The following is a 17,104-nucleotide window of genomic DNA, read 5'->3' as shown; positions in this document are numbered from 1 at the left end:
CATTGAATTCCGCCGCGACAATGCGGCCCCCCTGTTTGCCGCCTTGGGAGACCCGACGCGCCTGTCACTGCTGACAACCCTCAGCGACGGGTGCGAGCGCTCGATCGCCGGCCTCTCCGCCGGCACCGAGCTTACCCGCCAGGCGATAACGAAACACCTGCATGTGCTGGAACAGGTCGGCCTCGTCCGCTCCACCAAGGTCGGGCGGGAAAGCCATTACGCCTTCCAACCCGATCGGATCGGCGAGATGCGCGCGTATCTCGACAGCGTCTCCCGGCAATGGGACGACGCGCTCGAGCGCCTGCGCGCCTTCGTGGAGCGTTAGGCCCCTGGCGTGCAGCAAGCCACCAGTCAGACCTCAGGCGCGGAAGATGAACGATGCGCCGATCGCGATCAGGGCGAAGCCAATGGCGTGGTTCCACGTCAGGTTCTCGCCGAGCCAGAAGACGGAGAAGCCGGAAAAGACGATAAGCGTGATCACCTCCTGCATCGTCTTCAGCTGTGCCGTCGTATAGACGGCCGAACCGATACGGTTGGCAGGCACGGCAAGGCAGTATTCGAAGAAGGCGATCGCCCAGCTGACGACAATGGCGATATAGAGCGCCGCGCCTTTGTGCTTGAGATGCCCGTACCAGGCGAAGGTCATGAAGATATTTGAGGCGAAAAGCATGACAACCGGCCAGATGGCGGTTGGGCTAAGGGCAAAAGGCATGGTCGATTCCTGGAGTTAAAGGTGGCGGCAGCATGTATCGCCAATTTTCTGCTCCGCAAGGGGTTACCCCATCTTGTCGCCTCATGCACGCCCGGTAACTGAAATCGATGCCCGTCAGCCAGCCTCAAAAGCACAATCCATGATTGACGTTGATTGGTGTCAATTCCTCCAAAGCTGTGCGCCTAATAGGGAAGGCATCCGCAGATTGACAGTCCGATACGCTGCGACGCAAGGCACTGCCGCGCATCGCCGGTCCGGATGGCCTCACCAGACGTCTGCCGGAGGGGACGCGCCATGGACACGATCACAGATATCAACAAATCCAGTTTGGCTGGCCTGCTTGCGGCGCTCGCGAAGGCGAATATGAAGGTCGGTTCGATCGCCAATGCCGATGGCAGCTATACCGTTACCTACGAGCCCTTGCCTTCCGCATCGGACGGAGCCCAGCTCAGCGAGACTATGCCGAGCACACCGCCCGTTGCCAACATGGATAGCCCTGCCCCGGCGCCAGCAGGCGCGCATGGACCCTTCGTCCACGCCCGCGCGATCGCGCCGAAAACGATCCTTTATACCGACGCGGACGGGCGTGACGAAATCCGCGAAGGCGGCTCGCGCTCCTGGCGTAATTGCAACGCCGGCAATATCCGCAAGGGCGACTTCTCGATCAATTGCGGCGCCATCGGCGATGACGGCAGCTTCGCGATCTTTCCCGACGAGGAGAGCGGGAAGGCGGCGATCATCGCCCCTGCTGAGAACGACCGCCTACATCAAGCTCACCCTCAAGCAGGCAATCTTCCGCTATGCGCCGCCGAACGAGAACCAATCCGAACACTACGCCAAGTTCATCCGTGACAAGACCGGCATTGCGCTGACGGCGGTTCTCGCCGACCTCAAGATGGACGACTTCCGCAAGATCGCGAAATTTCATCCAGGTCGTCGAGGGCTGGAAACCTGGCACAATCAGGCCGAACGGACCGCCTGCGCCGCTGATCGGCGCAGGCGCGGCCATCGGCGTGGCGTCGTCGGCGGCGTCGGCCACGCAGGACTGGATGGCCATTGCTCGCCGGGAAGCTGCCCTTCCCGCACATGAACGCAGCCAATGGCCTGATCCCGGAGAGAACCCGCGCATCCTGAACTATTTCAAGGTCTGCGCCCATGGTTCGAGGTTGATGGTTGCGACGAAGTCGATTTGTGCGCCGCCTTCGTCAACTACTGCCTTGTCACGAGTGGGCACATGGGCACCGACCATCCAAGCGCCCGCTCCTTCTTCTGGAACAAGAAGAAGCAGTTTCATGTCCTTCAAGTCCCGCAACCAGGCGCGATCGCGGTTCGCCGCTACGCCCCCTTCTCCGACGCGAGCTGGGCAACGGGAAACGGCCATGTCGGCTTCGTGGTCTCCTGGACCAGCACGACGGTAACGCTCCTCGGCGGCAACCAGGGCAACACGATCTGCGAGAGGACATTCCCCCGTCTGGAGAAGAACGCAGCAGGCGCAAAGCAATCCGAATTCGTCGCCTTCCTGATGCCGGTCATCGTGTAGCAGCAGGCCCCGATCCGCGGAATGCCTGACGACGCCGAGGACCAGCGCTGCGTCGTCAGTCCCTATTGGACAAGATAGCCAAGGACTGCCGCGTTTATCAGGTCGATGAAGAAGGCGGAAACGAGCGGCAGAATGATGAACGCCATGCTGGAGGCACCGTGAATCTTGGTGACCGCTGTCATATTGGCGATAGCCGTCGGTGTGGCGCCTAGCGCGATACCGCCAAAGCCGGCGGAAATCACTGCAGCGTCGTAGTTCCGCCCCATCGCCGGGAACACGACGAAAAGGATGTAGATGACGGTCACGCACGTCTGCGCCCCGAGCACCAGGATGAGCGAGAGCCCTAGGCCGCTCAAGGCCCAGAGCTGCATGCTCATCAGCGACATCGAGAGAAACACGTTCAACGAAAGATCGGATATCAGCGACAGCGCACGGCTCCGCGTCGGCCATGGCAGGCGTGGAGCCGCCAACGGGACGACATTGGTCATCACGATGGCCACCAGAAGGCAAACGACGAAAAGCGGGAGCTTGAAGCCGGTCTCCTCGATCACCTCCTCCAAGGCATATCCCGTCAGGATCGCGATGTTGGTGACGAACAATGTCCTCAACAAGCTGACCGCGCTGACCTCATCGTCATGTTCACGCGCCGACTTATGCGACACCCCGATCGTCAACTCTTCGTTCGCCGCTCCGCTCAGGTGGTATCGGGCGATCAGTCGCTGTGCGATCGGCCCGCCGATAAGGCTGGCGATGACAAGGCCAAGCGTTGCGCTGGCAATGCCGACTTCCATGGCGTTGGTGACCCCGAAGCGGCTCGAAACGATTGGAGCCCAAGCGATCGTTGTGCCGTGTCCGCCAATGAGCGAAATCGAGCCGAGCAGAATGTCGATGCCCCTGGGCAGGCCGAGCGCCGCGCTTGTTCCAATGGCCGTCAGATTCTGGATGATCAGGAAGGCGACCGTTATGACCAGAAGGATCAGAAAAGGCCTGCCGCCGGCGGCAAGATCGGTGAGCCGGGCGTTGAGACCGATACCTGTGAAGAAATAGAGAAGCAGCAGATCGCGTGCCTGAAGCGCGAAGCTGATCTCGATGTCGAACAGCGTGTATGCGAGGAGCGTCACCGCCGCCGCAAGCATCCCGCCTGTCACCGCCTCCGGAATGCTCCACCGCGTCAGAATGGGGAAAAGATGGTTCAGAGTTGCCCCAGCAAAGAACACCAGAATTGCAATCGTGAAAGACAGTAGCCCCGGAACCTGAATTGCCGCCACGCGCCACCCTTCCCCAAGATTCGCCACGTCTGCCGCGGCGACGGTTTGCTGCCGGAAATCTGGCACACGACGCGGGATTGAGCCAGAAAAATACGCGCGATACTGGCAGGGAAAACGGCCGCGGCATCCCAACCTCAGGGACTTCTGCCGCGACGCCGCATTTTGGAATCCTTGAACCTTCATGCTCACCTTTGAAAAGGGCGTGCATGGAAGACGAAGAGCGATGCATTGCCGCCGCTCCTCGCCCAGCCTATGCCGCACCACCCGGCTATTGCCTCAGGTCAGGTTCTTGCGTCGCTCGAGCTCGGCCGTAGTCGGCTGCTCGAATTCGAACGAGCCGGTGACGATGTCGCCGTCACGAACATACTTGTTCGCAGTAACGCCGGAGCCCGAAACCCGCGAGCTGACGAGCTTCAGTTTGCCCGGAAAGGCGCCGTCACCGAACAGCTTCTTGCCCTTGCCGAGCACGACGGGAAAGAATGAAATATTCAGCTCGTCGACCAGGTCGTTCTTGAAAAGCGTCTGCAGGAAGTCGGTTGACCCTTGTGTCAACAGGTGCGGTCCATCGCCGCCTTTCAACGCCTTGAGCGCGCCGACCACATCGGCACCGAGCACCTGGCTGTTCTGCCAGCTGGGCACAAAGTCCGGGTTGCGGGTCGCGACATATTTGGTGATCCGATCGAAAAGTGGACCGATCGGGTCGTCGGCCGCGACATAGGGCCAGTGCGCGGCGAAGATGTCGTAGGTCTTGCGGCCGAGCAAAAGATCGAAAGGATTGGCGAACATCTCACCCACGGTCTCGCCCATCGCCTCGTCGAAATAGGGAGCGGCCCAGCCGCCATACCTGAAGTCGCCGATCGGGTCCTCGTCCGGACCGCCCGGCGCCTGCATGATGCCGTCGAGACTGACGAATGCACCAGTGATGATCTTCCTCATGCCTGTTCTCCTTTGTGGCCGTTTAGGCTGCTGACGGCGGCTTTCTCGAGCGAGCCGGCCGGTGTTGACGACTTAATTGTTCTTGGCGAGAACGCGGCCGGCCATGGCGGGATGGATCTCGAACACTGGGCCTGCCTCGGACTCGCTCGCTGACATTAGTCTTGTCTTCGTATTGCGCTCAGCTGAGTTCTTGGGCGAGCCCGATGAGAACCCCTTCAGGCCCCCTGATATAGCAGAGCCGATATATATCTTTGTACCGGACGACTTCGCCCACGAGTTGCGCGCCGCGCCTGCGGAGCCTTTCAAGCGTCTCGTCGATGTCGTCCACGGCGAACATGACGCGGAGGTAGCCTAGGGCGTTGACCGGGGCGTTCCGGTGATCTGCGACGACATCAGGCGCAAGGAAGCGGGAGAGCTCAAGCCGGCTGTGTCCATCGGGTGTGCGCATCATGGCAATCTCGACACACTGATGGGCCAGTCCAGTGACACGTCCGGCCCATTCTCCCTCGATCGTGGCCCGCCCTTCGAGCTCGAGGCCGAGCTCGCGAAAGAATTCAATCGTCTCTCCGAGGTCTTCGACGACGATTCCTACATTATCCATCCGCTTGAGCGCCATGCTTCCAATCTCCAAGGTGTCGTTCCAATCTACAAGGTGTCGCCTAGTACTGTCCGCGTCAGACGCTTGAATCCGGACGGCCTCAAAACGCCACCCGGCTTTCAAACGTCTATTACACTCCCAAGGACGATCGCCCATGCGACGTGCCGACAACCGTCTGAGATAAAATCGAACCTGTAAGGCGCTATCCTGTCGGGCGTCGTCGACTGGGCGAAGTGACCTGAAGCCGATGACGAGGCGTCCTGCAATCACTCTCGTTCCATCCGCACCTCAACAGCAAACGCCGTCAGTTGATGCACGCGGATACAACCGGAGCGTTTACCACAAAGCGAACGCCCCAATTTCGGTACGGAAATTTCCGCCAAGCCTCTAGTTATAAATAGTTATCGCGACAAAAGGTAATTCGTGAAATACATATATAGGTTGCAATCGCGCAACCAAGATATGTAAGCATAAATAGATCGATACCGGCAAAGCGCCCGTCAGCTGTCTGGCGGCGATGATACCGCTTGCGAAAGAACGATAGCCTGAGACCTCAGACATATTGAAGACAACAGTAGATCAATCGTCGGTCTGAACAGTTACCGCCATGCGCATTGACATCCTAGGCCGACAAGCCCTGTGGAGAGAAGCCATGCCTTTTGATCTTACCCAGCCGCTCTCGTGGGAGAGCGCGGCAGGAGACGCAGCGGTGATGCTCGACGAGCTCCAACCGAACATCGTCAAGGCGCACACCCGCGAATTCCTGACCGTCCTGTTCCTGAAATTCACCGACCCGGCCGGCGGCCGGGCCCTGCTGAAATCGCTGTCGCAGCCACCGGCCGGCGCGCCGCTCCTGAAAGCCGCGCGGACTCACTTGATGGAGGTCAAGGCGTTCAAGGCCAACGGCACCAAGGGAACCCCCTATGTCGGAGTCGGCATCACGCGCCACGGCTACACGGCCCTGCAAGTCCCCGACCCGACGATCCCGCAGGACGGCTCGTTCCTGGCGGGCATGAAGAACGCCGCGCTGAACGACCCGGCTCCGGCGAACTGGGATCCGCATTTCCGCGACGTCATCGACGCCGTCATCCTGGTCGGCGACCAGATGTCCGGGCCGCGCAACCGGGTTCTTGCCGCAGTCCATCAACTGATCCAGGCCGCCCACGGTGTTCAGATCCTCGGCGAGGAAAAGGGCCACGGTCTGCACAACAAGAACGGCGACGGCATCGAGCACTTCGGCTACGTCGACGGCCGCAGCCAGCCGCTGTTTCTCACCGAGGAAATAAACGACGAGCGGCTAACCGCCGACGGCACCAGTAACTGGGATCCGGCCTTCGGGCTGAACCGCGTCATCGTCCCGGATACCGCGGCGCCCGATCCGACGAGGCATTTCGGCAGCTACTTCGTATTCCGCAAGCTCGAGCAGAACGTCAAGCTGTTCAAGAAGCAGGAGAAGGCGCTGGCAAAGCGGCTGCATCTGAGGGGCGACGACGCCGAGCGAGCCGGCGCCATGCTGGTCGGCCGCTTCGAGGACGGCACGCCGTTGACGACCCAGTTCGCCGACGGCAACCACCATCCCGTTCCCAACGACTTCAACTACGACAGCGATCCGAACGGCGCGCCAAGTGTCCGTTCTTCGGCCATATCCGCAAGGTCAACCCGCGCGGTTCCGGCGGCTTCGAGCCGGTCGAGGGCGAGCGCCTGCACATCATGGCGCGGCGCGGCCAGACTTACGGCGTGCGCACCGACCAGCCCAATGACGGCCGGATCGACAACAAGCCGAGCAAGGATGTCGGCCTGCTGTTCATGGCCTTCAATGCAAACATCGCGCAGCAGTTCGAATTTGCGCAAGGGACATGGGCAAACAATCCGGGCTTTCCCCGGGTGCCCGCAGGCGCCGGCAGCCCCGGTCTCGACCTGGTGATCGGCCAGAGCCCCAACCCACGCCCCGATATCGATTGTCCGGCGCAATGGGGCGGCTCGACGATGACCACCACGACCGCACCGCCGCAGGCAGTGACCATGAAGGGCGGCGAATACTTCTTCATGCCGTCGCTGGCCTTCTTTCGCAGCCTCCCCTAGCCGGTCGGTTCCCGTTTACGCATCGAACACTCCTCACCCCTGTGCCCGTGGCAGGGGTGAGCCGCAAGAGCGAGACCGAGTGCGTGTTCGCACCCGACGTCCCAGACGCCCAAGCTTTTCAGCCACTATACAGCCCGCATGCAAATGAGGCGCACATCATCTGCCGCGACGGGCTTCCCTTTTCTCCGGGCCGCGACACTTTTCCTGGTGAGACAATTGGCAGTTACGCGTGACGGCGACCGGCGCCACCGTTGGCCGCCCAACATCGGGAGGAGGACATGGCGGAAACCACAGTCAATGTCCGCTACATGGTCGATGATGTCGAGGCAGCCATCGCCTGGTACACGACGCATCTCGGCTTTTCCGTTCTGACGAATTACGCTCCCGCCTTCGCGGATGTGCGGCGTGGAGCGCTGCGGCTGCTGCTCAGCGGACCGACCAGTTCCGCGGGACGGCCGATGCCGGACGGCGAACTGCCCCGCCCCGGCGGTTGGAACCGCATCCATCTGATCGTCGACGATCTGTCGGCGGAAGTGGCGCGCCTGCGCGGCGCCGGCGTCCAGTTCCGCAACGAGATCGTCACCGGACCGGGCGGGTCGCAGATCCTGCTGATTGATCCCTCCGGAAATTCCGTTGAGCTCTTTCAGCCGGCACGCGGATGACGCCGACCTGATGTCCGCAAGCAGCCGTAACGCCGATGATCAGGACCGGGTGGCTTCAACGCCCCTGGACGCGGCACCCCCGCCACGTCACGCGTCGCTCCCCCATCAGTACTCTTTGCCCCTTCACTTTCGCGGTGACTCTCGCCATATTCCGCCCATGGCCAAAACTCCGAAGAAATCCGCCGCCCCTGTTGGCTTCGAGGAAGCCCCGCAGTCGTCCTTCGAGGGCGCTCCCCTGTCCGGTTCCGTTGCCGACTGGGTGAAGCAGCTGGAGGCCGATGCCGAGGCGTCAAGTGTCGAGACGCAACGCCAGATCGCCTCGAAGGCCGGCAAGCACCGCAAGAAGGTCGAAATCGCCGCCTCGAAGTCGGCGCGCGGCACGTCGATGGGCGGCTCGACCGATCCGAAGACCCGTGCGGCCGCCGGCCTCAATCCGGTGGCGGGCATGGACACGACGCTGGAGGAAGCCGCCTCATTGCAGGCCGGCACCGCCGTCACCGCCACTGTCGAGGCTTTGTCGGCGCTGATCGAGAGCGGCAACCCGCTGCACAAGAACGGCAAGATCTGGACGCCGCACCGCCCCGCCCGGCCGGACAAGTCCGAAGGCGGCATCTCGATCCGCATGAACAGCGAATATCAGCCCGCCGGCGACCAGCCGACTGCCATCAAGGACCTCGTCGAGGGCCTCGGCAATGGCGACCGCAGCCAGGTCCTGCTCGGCGTCACCGGCTCCGGCAAGACCTTCACCATGGCCAAGGTGATCGAGGAAACCCAGCGCCCGGCCCTGATCCTGGCGCCGAACAAGACGCTCGCCGCGCAGCTCTATTCCGAGTTCAAGAACTTCTTCCCCGACAACGCGGTCGAGTACTTCGTCTCCTACTACGACTACTACCAGCCGGAAGCCTACGTCCCGCGCTCCGACACCTATATCGAGAAGGAATCCTCGATCAACGAGCAGATCGACCGCATGCGCCACTCGGCGACGCGCTCGCTGCTCGAGCGCGACGACTGCATCATCGTCGCCTCGGTCTCCTGCATCTACGGTATCGGCTCGGTCGAAACCTATACCGCCATGACCTTCCAGATGAACGTCGGCGACCGCCTCGACCAGCGCCAGCTGCTCGCCGACCTCGTCGCCCAGCAATACAAGCGCCGCGACATGGATTTCCAGCGCGGCTCCTTCCGCGTCCGCGGCGACACCATCGAAATCTTCCCGGCCCACCTGGAAGATGCGGCCTGGCGCATCTCCATGTTCGGCGACGAGATCGACGCCATCACCGAGTTCGACCCGCTGACCGGCGCCAAGACCGGCGACCTGAAATCGGTGAAGATCTACGCCAACTCGCACTACGTCACCCCGCGCCCTACGCTGAACGCCGCCATCAAGTCGATCAAGGAGGAGCTGAAGCTCCGTCTCGTCGAACTCGAGAAGGCCGGCCGTCTCTTGGAAGCCCAGCGCCTGGAACAGCGCACCCGCTACGATATCGAAATGCTGGAAGCGACAGGCTCCTGCCAGGGTATCGAGAATTATTCGCGCTACCTCACTGGCCGTGACCCCGGCGACCCGCCGCCGACGCTGTTCGAATACGTCCCCGACAACGCCATCGTCTTCATCGACGAAAGCCACGTCACCATCCCGCAGATCGGCGGAATGTACCGGGGCGACTTCCGCCGCAAGGCGACGCTCGCCGAATACGGCTTCCGCCTGCCCTCCTGCATGGACAACCGTCCCTTGCGCTTCGAGGAATGGGACGCCATGCGCCCCGACACGATCGCCGTCTCGGCCACCCCCGGCGGCTGGGAGATGGACCAGTCAGGCGGCGTCTTCGCCGAGCAGGTCATCCGCCCGACCGGCCTGATCGACCCTCCCGTCGAGGTCCGCTCCGCCCGCAGCCAGGTCGACGACGTGCTCGGCGAAATCCGCGAGACCGCGGCCAAGGGCTACCGCACCCTCTGCACCGTGCTGACCAAGCGCATGGCCGAGGACCTAACCGAATACCTGCACGAACAGGGCGTCCGCGTCCGCTACATGCACAGTGACATCGACACGCTGGAGCGCATCGAGATCATCCGCGACCTCCGCCTCGGCGCCTTCGACGTGCTCGTCGGCATCAACCTCCTGCGCGAAGGCCTCGACATTCCCGAATGCGGCTTCGTCGCCATCCTCGATGCCGACAAGGAAGGCTTCCTGCGCTCCGAGACCTCGCTGATCCAGACGATCGGCCGCGCCGCGCGTAACGTCGACGGCAAGGTCATCCTCTATGCCGACAACATCACCGGCTCGATGCAGCGCGCCATGGACGAGACCGCGCGGCGCCGCGAAAAGCAGGTGGCCTACAACGAGGAACACGGCATCACGCCGGAGAGCGTCAAGGCGAAGATCTCGGACATCCTCGACTCGGTTTACGAACGCGACCACGTCCGCGCCGACATATCGGGCGCCTCGGGCAAGGGCTTTGCCGATGGCGGCAACCTCGTCGGCGGCAACCTGCAGACCCATCTCAACGCGCTGGAAAAGCAGATGCGCGACGCCGCCGCCGACCTCGACTTCGAGAAGGCCGCCCGCCTGCGCGACGAGATCAAGCGCCTCAAGGCCGCCGAACTCGCGGTCATGGACGACCCGATGGCACGCGAGGAAGCCCGCTCGCAGGAAGGCAGCGGCAAGAAGAGCGGCAAGCCGGCCGCAGGCGGCGGCTCGCTCTTCACCAAGCCCGGCCTCGACGACATGGGCCCCGGCACCGACACCGAAACCCCGCTCTTCCGCAAACCCGATCTCGACGATATGGGCCGCGACGTCGCCGACCCCGCTGGCAAGAGCCTCTTCCGCCGCAACAGCCTCGACGAAATGACCGTCGGCCGCACCGAAAAGCCGGTCGCCGGCCACCTGCCGGACAAGCCCGACGCCGCCAAGGGCACGAAGCGCTTCTCACGGCTGCTGGAAGGCCAGCCGGAGCGCGACGACGTCAGGCCGCTTGTGCGCGGCAAGGCGGGCGTGGGGAGTTATGAGGATCCGGTGGACCAGAAGCGCAAGGGGCGCACGAAGGGCAAGACGGGGCGGCCTGGGCAGTGATCGCCTCGGCCAGACCATTCCCTCTGTCGCGCCACCACCCACACTCCCCGTCATCCCGGACTTGATCGGGGATCCAGCAACCGCGCGTCCGCGCGGTGAATGAATCAGCAAACAACAACAATCTCCGCGCGATGGACATCGCGCCGCTGGGTGCCGGATCAAGTCCGGCATGACGGCCATCGCTGATTGCATTCTATCTCAGGAACACGCATCATCCGCTCATGAAGGGCTACGTCTACATCCTGACTTCGCAGCGCAACGGCACGCTCTACATGGGCGTGACATCCAACCTGCCGCGCCGCCTCTTCGAGCATCAGACCAACCTCACCCCGGGCTTCACCAGCCGCTACGGCGTCAAGACGCTCGTCTGGTTCGAGGAATACGACCTCGTCACCGATGCGATCGCTCGCGAAAAGACCATCAAGAACTGGCCGCGCAAATGGAAACTCGACCTCATCGAGACAATGAACCCCGACTGGCAGGACATCGCCCATTTCCTGCACGGCCCCTGAACTCGTGCCCACAACACCACCTCATCCGCGCGGCACTCGTCGCCAACTTACCCGTCACCCCGGACCTGATCCGGGGTCCAGCGCGCTCAAGTCCTTCAGCGCGAAAGACTCTCTTGCACCGCAGAAGCGGCGCCACTGGATGCCAGATCAAGTCCGGCATGACGGAGTGCAGAACGAGCATACCAAGGCAAACTCTGAGGTCGGACACCGCGCTCAAATCCTTGAGCGTGGAGACTCTTTGCACGGCAGACGCGGCGCCACTAGATGCCGGGTCAAGCCCGGCATGACGAAAGCGAGAACCCGCAAAGCCATTTAAGCGAACAAACTCGTCGACCTCACCGTCACCCCGGACCTGATCCGGGGTCCTCACGTGGTAATATTTCTCCAAAGCAGTTCTAATGCAGGCTGTGCAAAACCTGGCTTTATCTCTGGTGGTGTGTTTGACTTTTTCAACCACAAGGTTCATGCATGACGGGAACACGGCGACCTGGAAGTGATGGTTCGGCCACATGGTGCGATCGGCAACAAGGTCCCGATCGCACTGATGAATCCGGGAGGCGCAACCAGCCCGCCCCCCCTGACACAAGCCGGAAAACTCCAGCCTCCGCTGGTCCAACGTTTGGGAGCGGATCATATTGATGTAATATCTCCAGAATTACTATTTAGTAAACTGAGCGAGATCAACCTGGATGATATTATAGCCGAGTTCAGCAAGGTCCGTTAGCCGGTCCTATCGGCACACAAGCGGGCCTCCGCAATGAAGGCCCGCATTGAGAAGTGCGGAGATCAGCGCATGTGAGCAAATTTATGCGCATGATTTGATGGGCCTACTTTCTTTCCTTTTACACGTTAGGTGAAATTCTACTCGAAATTCATCCCCACCCCTCCCAACACATGCCATCATCCCTCTCGTCCCGTCACGGATACACCGCAAGGCGTTGCGGCGAGGCGGGACCGGCGCGGGTGTGAGGGTCGGACGCAAAACCTCATGCACCGGGTCCGCAGAAAATGGTCTCCCTCCGGGGACGGCGGCGATCGCGCGAATGCGGCGTCGAGTTGAGCCCCGGACGTGCCTGTGTGGCACACATGGCCCCCAGGAGAAGTGAAGCTTCCTCGGGCAAGGCGGCAGAGGGACCGGAGTTGACGGCATAAACCGCCGAACGGGGCGCTCGACAGCGCCATTTTACACTTTTCAGATGAGGCTCTTTCGAGCACCCCGTCCGAACCCTGTCGCCCGCACGGGCCGGCAAACCGATGCCAGGATCAAACCACGGGCGAAACCAGCCGCGTGAAGGCAAAGCCGCACGCCGCCGCCGGCGCACCGGCGAAGGAGAGACGGAGGCGCAGACATGATGGGATCCGCAGGGAAAACGGACGAAGCGACGATGAGCGAATGGGAACGCCGGATCGGCGACTACGGCACGCTGAGGCTGCGCCTGCGCACCGCCGAGATGCTCGGCCTGCCAGCGAGGGTCTGCGGCGTGCGCAACTGCCGCCGCACGCGATCCTGCCTGCTCGTCTTCACCCACAACAGGCTGCCGCTCTGCTACACCATGCTGACCGAGGACGAGCGGAAGGCGCATGACGAGTTCTTCGATTTCGCCGCCAGCGTCTACGAGGCGGCGCAGTCCGGCCATTTCGGCAATCTCTACCGGCTGCTGATCGACAAGCCGCCCGAGTATCACTATGCGGTGACCAAGATCGTCCGCCACGCCCTTCCGCCCGGCCATCGCGCCCATGGCGGCCTCGACGCGATCGACAGGATCAGGGCCGGCCAAGCGCCCGCCGCGTGGAGCTGGAAAACACGTTTCCGGCGATGACCGCCGGAGCGGTACGGCGGCGCGTGCTCGTGTCGGACGATCTCGCACCGGACTGCAAGGCATCCTCTTCGGCAGCGCCGCCCGTTAAACTTGCTTCAACCCCTGGGTGGCATACCTGCCCCGGCAGCGCATAAGGAGACATTGCATGGCCTTCGTCGGCTTCAGGAACACCCACAACAACACGATCTATATCAACCCCGAGCAGGTCATCTACGTTTCCTCCTTCGAGGAAGACGTCACCATTGTCGCCTATGCCGTCACCGATGCCAGCGGCAAGCCCGTCGTGTCGCATGTGCGCGGCAGCGCCGACATCGTGCAGCACAAGCTCGCCAGCGCGGCTGCCCGCTAGGATTGCGCGCTCGAGGCGGTCACGGCCGAGGGGGCAAAGGCGCGCGGGGGTGCCGTTCCGGCACAGTTTCCGGAAACGGCACAGCAGTGGCTGTGAATGCTTACAATTCGTCAAGCGTCTGAATCTTTGGCGATTCCCGCTCCGGCGATTCTGGTGCCACAATATTGCCGCTTGCCTTTTGCTTCGAATGCTGTCACCAAATGCGGCTCTCGGGCATTTGCATGCCGGTGACTGGACTGATGTGGTAAAGCTTTCCGGCAGGAAGGCAGCGTGGGGGACACCCGCGTACGTAGACGTTCTTTCCCCGTTCGTGAACTACTCGACTGACCCTTCGCGCGCTGAATTTTGATGAGGGAGCGCGAAAGCTAAAGCCGTCCGTTTCCTCTCGCGGGGGATGGATACCAAACAGACTAAGGGAAAAGGACTATCCCAATGGCCACCAAGGGCACCGTAAAATTCTTCAACCAGGACAAGGGTTTTGGTTTCATCACGCCGGAAGGCGGCGCGAAGGACGTTTTCGTCCACATCTCCGCGCTCCAGGCTTCTGGCATCCAGTCGCTGCGCGAAGGCCAGCAGGTCACCTTCGACACCGAGCCGGACCGCATGGGCAAGGGCCCGAAGGCCGTGAACATCTCGGCTAACTAATTCATTCTCTGCTTCGGCAGGAAAGAGAACGGCGCTCCGCAAGGGGCGCCGTTTTTCGTTTGGCCGGTCGTAGCGTCGCCCTAGGCGCTGACAGTTTCCCGCGCGCCCTCGAAATCCACCGCCGCAAAGGCGGCTGCGATCACCTCGGGGCCTGCTCCCATCTTGACCGCGTCGGTCGAGAGAATCTGTCGGTAGCGCCGCGCGCCAGGCAGCCCCGTAAACAGCCCGACCATGTGCCGCGCCACCTGCTGCAGCCGCCCGCCGTTGGCGATATGGCGCTCGGCATAAGCCATCATCCGGCCGCGGATATCGCCCCAGTCAGCTTCGTCGGCAACCGCGCCATAGAAGCGATGGTCGACATCGGCAAGAATCGCGGCGTTCTGGTAGGCCGCACGCCCGAGCATGATGCCGTCGACGTGGTTCAAATGATCAGCCGCCTCGTCCAGCGTCTGGATGCCGCCGTTGATGCCGATAAAGACATCGGGCCGCGCCTCTTTCGTGCGGTAGACGATCTCGTAGTCGAGCGGCGGGATTTCCCGATTCTCCTTCGGCGACAGGCCCTTCAGCCAGGCCTTTCGGGCGTGGATCCAGACGGCGTCGGCACCGGCATCGAGCACACGATCGAGAAGATCGGGCAGAGCCGCGTCCGGATCCTGCTCGTCGACACCAATCCGGCACTTCACCGTGACAGGCACGTCGGCCACCGCCTTCATCGCCGCCACGCAGGCAGCCACCGTCTCCGGTGTCAGCATCAGGCAAGCGCCGAAGGTGCCTGACTGCACCCGGTCCGAGGGACAGCCGACATTGAGATTGATCTCGTCGTAGCCGTAAGGGCCAGCGATCCGAACCGCCTCGGCAAGTTTCGCCGGATCCGACCCACCGAGCTGCAGCGCCACCGGATGCTCCGCTCCGTCGAAGGACAGCAGCCGTTCGCGCGGCCCATGGATGATCGCATCGGCCGCCACCATTTCCGTGTAGAGCAGCGCATTGCGGCTGATCTGCCGGTGAAAATAGCGGCAATGGCGATCGGTCCAGTCGATCATCGGCGCAATCGCGAAGATCGGCTGGCCCGACGTCAGGGCCTCGGCGTAGAAATTGGATGTCGTCATGCCGCGCTCATAGCGTAAAGGCAGGCAAAACGCCAGTTTTCCTCACGCAAGGCAGCCATGTCAGGATGCAAGGCGATGATGATGCTGCGTTGTCGAACCACGCGTTCCCCCGCCGTTGCTTTCCGTCTAAGATGTCAGGACTCACGAACAGCAAGAGCGTGCAATGTCCCTTCCCGCCACCGTCATCCCGCTTCCGCATCCCGTCCTGCTTCCCGTCGAAGGCACAGCCGAGGCGTTCCCGGTACGCCGCGTTTACTGCGTCGGGCGTAACTACGCCGACCATGCGATCGAGATGGGCCATGACCCGAGCCGCGAGCCGCCGTTCTTTTTCCAGAAGAACGCCGACAATCTGCTGCCCGCAGGCAAGGACTTCCCCTACCCGCCGCTGTCCAGCGATGTGCATTTCGAGGTCGAGTGTGTGCTGGCGCTAAAAGCCGGCGGCCAGGATATCGCCGCCGACAAGGCGCTCGACTGCATTTATGGCTACGCCGTCGGCATCGATTTCACACGTCGCGATCTACAGGCCGAGGCGAAGAAGCTCGGCCGCCCCTGGGAAGTCGCCAAGGCCTTCGAATATTCAGCACCGGTGTCGCCTATCGTCCCGGCAAGCCAATTTGGGCATCCCTCGGCGGGCCGGATCTGGTTGGAATTGAACGGCAAGCGCGTCCAGGATGGCGACCTCAACCAGATGATCTGGAAGGTGCCTGAGATCATTGCCGAACTCTCGAGACTCTTCATCCTGGCGCCGGGCGATGTCATCATGACCGGTACGCCGGCAGGCGTCGGCGCCGTAAAGAAGGGCGACCGTGTCGATTGCGGCATCGACGGCATTTCCACGCTGTCGATCAACGTGGCCTGAGGGGAGACGTCATGCCTGTCTACGCGCTTGGCGAATTGATGCCGGACCTGCCGCCATCAGGCAACTATTGGATCGCCCCGGATGCCCATGTCATTGGTCAGGTGTTACTTGGCGTCGACGTCGGCGTCTGGTTCGGTGCAGTGCTGCGCGGCGATAACGAGCCGATCACCGTCGGCGCGGCGACGAACATCCAGGAAGGCGCGATGCTGCACACCGATCCGGGATTTCCCGTAACGATCGGCGAAGGCTGCACCATCGGTCATCACGCCATCGTCCACGGCTGCACGATCGGCGACAATTCCCTAATCGGCATGGGTGCCACGGTGCTGAATGGCGCCAAGATCGGCAACAACTGCCTCGTCGGCGCAAATGCGCTGATCACCGAGGGCAAGGAGTTTCCGGATAACTCCTTGATCGTCGGCTCGCCGGCGCGCGTGGTCCGCACCCTGGACGAGGCGGCGATCGCCGGGTTACGCCGCTCAGCCGAAAAATATGTCGGCAACTGGCAACGTTTCGCGCGGGACTTGCGCCCACTCTGAACTGTTAGAACAGCAGACCGACGCCGGTCACGTTCTTGACGGCCATCTTCACGAGATCGAAAACGGCGTTCAGGATCTTCTGCGCGGCGACATAAAGGAGGAATTCGAACTCGGCCACGCGCTGTTGAGATTGAGTACGAGAAGATGCAGCGTCAGGTCAGCAGACTTGGCGGTGATCGTCTCGCCGCAAGCTGCGCCATGACCTTGGCGGTCTTCTGCGCGATGAAACCCAGCTGGTAGGTCATCTCGTCGCGAATGGCGGTCCATTGGCCCTTTGCCGTCGCGGCAGCGACGGACAGCAGGCCTTCAAGCAGTTCTTCGGCAGATTCCGGTGCGAAATTCGCGTCAACAGACATGGCTGTCCCCCCTATTTCAATGACCCCTCCATCGTTCTGGCTATGCC

The 17,104-nt window shown here is 62.2% G+C and carries 18 protein-coding genes; 12 read left to right on the top strand and 6 right to left on the bottom strand.

Annotated features, from left to right (window positions below; genetic code table 11):
* Window position 1: 1 nt before the first annotated feature.
* Window positions 2-325, top strand: coding sequence for an ArsR/SmtB family transcription factor (locus tag IB244_RS15585; protein ID WP_169680301.1), 324 nt, complete (start codon window positions 2-4; stop codon window positions 323-325).
* Window positions 326-358: 33 nt separating this feature from the next.
* Here IB244_RS15585 and IB244_RS15580 read toward each other — a convergent pair whose 3' ends face one another.
* On the bottom strand, window positions 359-712 hold the full coding sequence (locus IB244_RS15580) for a DMT family protein (RefSeq protein WP_018116323.1): 354 nt from the start codon (window positions 710-712) through the stop codon (window positions 359-361).
* Window positions 713-1,006: 294 nt separating this feature from the next.
* Between IB244_RS15580 and IB244_RS32220 the strand changes: the two genes are divergently transcribed.
* Together IB244_RS32220 and IB244_RS32215 are read left to right on the top strand one after the other, a co-directional pair.
* Window positions 1,007-1,564 carry a hypothetical protein gene (locus IB244_RS32220; protein WP_246734424.1) on the top strand — a complete coding sequence of 186 codons (558 nt, stop codon included), beginning with the start codon at window positions 1,007-1,009 and terminating at the stop codon, window positions 1,562-1,564.
* Between the two features lie 382 nt (window positions 1,565-1,946).
* Entirely contained in the window at window positions 1,947-2,252 is a 306-nt protein-coding gene (locus IB244_RS32215) for a hypothetical protein (protein WP_246734423.1), read from the top strand.
* Window positions 2,253-2,314: 62 nt separating this feature from the next.
* On the opposite strand, the gene gltS is transcribed toward IB244_RS32215, so the two are convergent.
* From gltS to IB244_RS15560, 3 genes are all read right to left on the bottom strand, one after another.
* Window positions 2,315-3,520, bottom strand: coding sequence for a sodium/glutamate symporter (gltS, locus tag IB244_RS15570; RefSeq protein ID WP_192240570.1), 1,206 nt, complete (start codon window positions 3,518-3,520; stop codon window positions 2,315-2,317).
* A 276-nt stretch (window positions 3,521-3,796) separates the two neighbouring features.
* Entirely contained in the window at window positions 3,797-4,456 is a 660-nt protein-coding gene (locus IB244_RS15565; protein WP_018854760.1) for a dihydrofolate reductase family protein, read from the bottom strand.
* 178 nt (window positions 4,457-4,634) lie between these two features.
* Window positions 4,635-5,072, bottom strand: a complete 438-nt coding sequence (locus IB244_RS15560; protein ID WP_192304732.1) for a VOC family protein — start codon at window positions 5,070-5,072, stop codon at window positions 4,635-4,637.
* A gap of 634 nt (window positions 5,073-5,706) precedes the next feature.
* Here IB244_RS15560 and IB244_RS15555 point away from each other — a divergent pair.
* The 7 genes from IB244_RS15555 to IB244_RS15525 all read left to right on the top strand — a co-directional run bounded on the left by IB244_RS15555 (window position 5,707) and on the right by IB244_RS15525 (window position 14,194).
* The gene (locus IB244_RS15555; protein WP_246734422.1) at window positions 5,707-6,978 is read left to right on the top strand and encodes a peroxidase; all 1,272 of its coding nucleotides are present in this window, start codon (window positions 5,707-5,709) and stop codon (window positions 6,976-6,978) included.
* 436 nt (window positions 6,979-7,414) lie between these two features.
* Window positions 7,415-7,798: a VOC family protein gene (locus IB244_RS15550; RefSeq protein ID WP_018854757.1), complete on the top strand. Its 384-nt coding sequence runs from the start codon at window positions 7,415-7,417 to the stop codon at window positions 7,796-7,798.
* 157 nt (window positions 7,799-7,955) lie between these two features.
* Window positions 7,956-10,868: an excinuclease ABC subunit UvrB gene (gene uvrB, locus IB244_RS15545; protein WP_192304730.1), complete on the top strand. Its 2,913-nt coding sequence runs from the start codon at window positions 7,956-7,958 to the stop codon at window positions 10,866-10,868.
* 221 nt (window positions 10,869-11,089) lie between these two features.
* Window positions 11,090-11,380: a GIY-YIG nuclease family protein gene (locus tag IB244_RS15540; protein WP_192304728.1), complete on the top strand. Its 291-nt coding sequence runs from the start codon at window positions 11,090-11,092 to the stop codon at window positions 11,378-11,380.
* A 1,349-nt stretch (window positions 11,381-12,729) separates the two neighbouring features.
* Complete coding sequence (locus tag IB244_RS15535) at window positions 12,730-13,200, top strand: hypothetical protein (RefSeq protein ID WP_192304726.1); 471 nt, start codon at window positions 12,730-12,732, stop codon at window positions 13,198-13,200.
* A gap of 145 nt (window positions 13,201-13,345) precedes the next feature.
* On the top strand, window positions 13,346-13,549 hold the full coding sequence (locus tag IB244_RS15530) for a hypothetical protein (protein ID WP_018116365.1): 204 nt from the start codon (window positions 13,346-13,348) through the stop codon (window positions 13,547-13,549).
* A gap of 432 nt (window positions 13,550-13,981) precedes the next feature.
* Window positions 13,982-14,194 carry a cold-shock protein gene (locus IB244_RS15525; RefSeq protein WP_007533154.1) on the top strand — a complete coding sequence of 71 codons (213 nt, stop codon included), beginning with the start codon at window positions 13,982-13,984 and terminating at the stop codon, window positions 14,192-14,194.
* 80 nt (window positions 14,195-14,274) lie between these two features.
* On the opposite strand, the gene dusA is transcribed toward IB244_RS15525, so the two are convergent.
* Window positions 14,275-15,273 carry a tRNA dihydrouridine(20/20a) synthase DusA gene (dusA, locus tag IB244_RS15520; RefSeq protein ID WP_192304812.1) on the bottom strand — a complete coding sequence of 333 codons (999 nt, stop codon included), beginning with the start codon at window positions 15,271-15,273 and terminating at the stop codon, window positions 14,275-14,277.
* 193 nt (window positions 15,274-15,466) lie between these two features.
* On the opposite strand from dusA, the gene IB244_RS15515 reads away from it, so the two are divergent.
* Together IB244_RS15515 and IB244_RS15510 are read left to right on the top strand one after the other, a co-directional pair.
* Window positions 15,467-16,162, top strand: coding sequence for a fumarylacetoacetate hydrolase family protein (locus IB244_RS15515; protein WP_018854752.1), 696 nt, complete (start codon window positions 15,467-15,469; stop codon window positions 16,160-16,162).
* A gap of 11 nt (window positions 16,163-16,173) precedes the next feature.
* Window positions 16,174-16,701: a gamma carbonic anhydrase family protein gene (locus IB244_RS15510; protein ID WP_018854751.1), complete on the top strand. Its 528-nt coding sequence runs from the start codon at window positions 16,174-16,176 to the stop codon at window positions 16,699-16,701.
* Between the two features lie 152 nt (window positions 16,702-16,853).
* On the opposite strand, the gene IB244_RS15505 is transcribed toward IB244_RS15510, so the two are convergent.
* The gene (locus tag IB244_RS15505) at window positions 16,854-17,057 is read right to left on the bottom strand and encodes a hypothetical protein (RefSeq protein WP_018854749.1); all 204 of its coding nucleotides are present in this window, start codon (window positions 17,055-17,057) and stop codon (window positions 16,854-16,856) included.
* Window positions 17,058-17,104: the final 47 nt, after the last annotated feature.

This window comes from Rhizobium sp. RHZ02 (assembly GCF_014851575.1).
Classification (GTDB): Bacteria; Pseudomonadota; Alphaproteobacteria; order Rhizobiales; family Rhizobiaceae; genus Rhizobium; species Rhizobium altiplani.
This window is presented reverse-complemented; position numbering and strand designations above follow the sequence as displayed.